1 protein-coding gene, 1 pseudogene and 2 CRISPR repeat arrays are annotated in these 2,494 nt (G+C 69.8%); the gene and the pseudogene both read left to right on the top strand.

What is annotated here, in order from left to right:
- Positions 1-605 precede the first annotated feature (605 nt).
- Positions 606-1,000: a CRISPR direct-repeat array (repeat unit 29 nt; unit sequence CGGTTCACCTCCGCTCGCGCGGAGAGCAC).
- Between the two features lie 170 nt (positions 1,001-1,170).
- A complete protein-coding gene (locus ACFWEP_RS34030; RefSeq protein WP_387376083.1) occupies positions 1,171-1,389 on the top strand; it encodes a hypothetical protein in 219 nt (72 codons plus the stop codon).
- Between the two features lie 21 nt (positions 1,390-1,410).
- A CRISPR array of direct repeats spans positions 1,411-1,985; the repeat unit is 26 nt; unit sequence GTCCTCTCCGCGCGAGCGGAGGTGAG.
- A 26-nt stretch (positions 1,986-2,011) separates the two neighbouring features.
- Positions 2,012-2,494: pseudogene (locus ACFWEP_RS34035) on the top strand (alpha-L-rhamnosidase); the annotation flags it as partial.

Below are 2,494 nucleotides of genomic sequence, written 5' to 3' on the forward strand. Positions count from 1 at the left end.
GCCCCGATACTGGATGTATCGAGGCGCCCCCGACAACGCGGCGAGCGTGCGTGCCAGGCGCCGCCGGACAGGCGGGACTTCCACCACACACGACCCAGCCCCCGCACGTCCCCTGATCACCGGTCGGCCTGCACCTCCGGTGAAGAGTCGAGCCGTGCGGGGACTTTGGCCGTGCGCCGACCTGGTCGGCTCGGTCGCCCCGTACGCCGTGCGGAATGCGAGCGGGACGTTCAGCGGCGGAGGGACTCCGGGCTGCAGGTGCCCGGGACGCTGCCGAAGGGGTTGCCCTTCCGCTCCTCCGTGTACATGGTCACCGTTCCGTCCGTCGCGGATGGCCGACGTGGATCAGCCTCCGACGGAACGCGGCCCGTGTGGTGCCGTCCGGACCGGTCGTCAGCCGGCACAGGTCCCTGACGTCGAAGCCGTCGGCGGTGAAACCTCAGGACTTTCTTGATCTTGCCGCCGTACGTCCTCACCCCCGACGAAACTGGCGCCAACCAGCCGGCGCTGGCGCTGGCGCGGAGGCCTCCAGGAGTCCCGGAGCATCCGGCAGCAGCGACACGTCCGGCTTCAGCTCCGCGGCGGCCAGTCCGCCCTTGGCGGCCGCCGCGCGAATGGCCTCGGCGGAGAGCACTCGGCGTCATCGACGGCCAGGTCCCAGCGCAGCGGTTCACCTCCGCTCGCGCGGAGAGCACTCCGTGGTGACGTCGAGGCTGTGCCCGTTTTCCGGTTCACCTCCGCTCGCGCGGAGAGCACAGGGTTCGACGATCCTCCGCTGGACCACGTCGCGGTTCACCTCCGCTCGCGCGGAGAGCACCCGGTCGGGGTAAGGGTCGGCTTGCCGCTGATCGGTTCACCTCCGCTCGCGCGGAGAGCACCCTGCCCCTGCGCCGTCCGGGCCGGTCGGCTTCGGTTCACCTCCGCTCGCGCGGAGAGCACAACAGGCCGCCGAGGAGACGCAGCCGCTGCGCCGGTTCACCTCCGCTCGCGCGGAGAGCACCCTTCGCGACCTGCCCTTATCTGACCGCTTTGCAATTCCTTTGCCGAACCCCGCCGTACATGTTCTTCGCCCCCACGTCGTTACGCGGCAGCATAAAGCTCACCCCTCACATCGGTGGCCAGTTGGGCCATTTGAGGCGATTGTCAGCGGGTGGTGCTATCTCTGTGTTCATGCTGAAGTTCAATGCGGCGCCCCCGGGGGACTGTCCCGAGCTCCAAGTCGACACCGTCGCCGCCAGCACCCACGGCGGCATCACCGTCCCCACCGACAACGAGCAAGGCTTCCAACTCACGACCGCAGGCACCTGCCACGGCGAACCCTTCGACTTCCACGGACTTGCCCTCATCGCCTTCCACGAAGAAAGTCAAGAAATGGCAAATCCCATCTAACGCCCCAGGTCAAAAAGGGGTGTCCTCTCCGCGCGAGCGGAGGTGAGGTGATGGACTGGATGATGTTCCACGGCGCGTCCGTGTCCTCTCCGCGCGAGCGGAGGTGAGGAGGCCCAGCGGCGCTTCCTGTCGGAGGCCGTCGTGTCCTCTCCGCGCGAGCGGAGGTGAGCCGCTCTGGTCCGGTGCCACCATCACGGCCGCCCTGTCCTCTCCGCGCGAGCGGAGGTGAGCCGTCGTCGATCTCCTCCTGGAGCAGGATCGCTTTGTCCTCTCCGCGCGAGCGGAGGTGAGCCGTACCTGGAGCAACCCCTGCTCCAGGCCCGCCGGTCCTCTCCGCGCGAGCGGAGGTGAGCCGCACTGGGGAGCACCGGGAGCACGAGCGGCACGGTCCTCTCCGCGCGAGCGGAGGTGAGCCGCGGGTGGTCGTCGGCGTCGTCGCGGTGGGGGCGTCCTCTCCGCGCGAGCGGAGGTGAGCCGGTCCCGGCCGGTGCCACGATCCTCGCGGTCCGGTCCTCTCCGCGCGAGCGGAGGTGAGCCGCGCACTTCCTGAACGCCCTCCCGGCCTGCGTGGTCCTCTCCGCGCGAGCGGAGGTGAGCCCCCTCCACCAGCGCTTCAAGCGACATCGGACTCCTGCGACGCCACTACCCCATGGCCAAGAAGTGGGTGAACCTGGTGGAACGCCTCGCCGGCCCCACGCGTCTGTGGGACACCGGCTTCCAGCTGGGCGACTGGCTCGACCCCGCCGCCCCACCGGACGACGTCACCGATCGCTACCTCGTCGCCACGGCATACTTCACGCATTCCGCCCGTCACCTCGGACGCGCCGCGGCCGAGTTGGGGAGGGCCGCGGATCGGGACAGGTACACCACGCTCGCCAACGAGGTCACGGAAGCCTTCCGACGCCGGTACGTCCTGCCGTCCGGCCGCACGACGAGCGACAGCCCCACCGCCTACGCCCCGGGAATCGCCTTCGACCTGCTCACACCCCGCCTGCGCCGCGTCGCCGGGTACCGGCTCGCCGAACTCGTCCTCAGGGACGACGCCCGCATCGCCACCGGCTTCGTCGGAACTCCACTGATCTGTGACGCGCTCACCGACACCGGG

The sequence above is a fragment of the Streptomyces sp. NPDC060198 genome, assembly GCF_042728415.1.
In the GTDB taxonomy this organism is placed as follows: Bacteria; Actinomycetota; Actinomycetes; order Streptomycetales; family Streptomycetaceae; genus Streptomyces.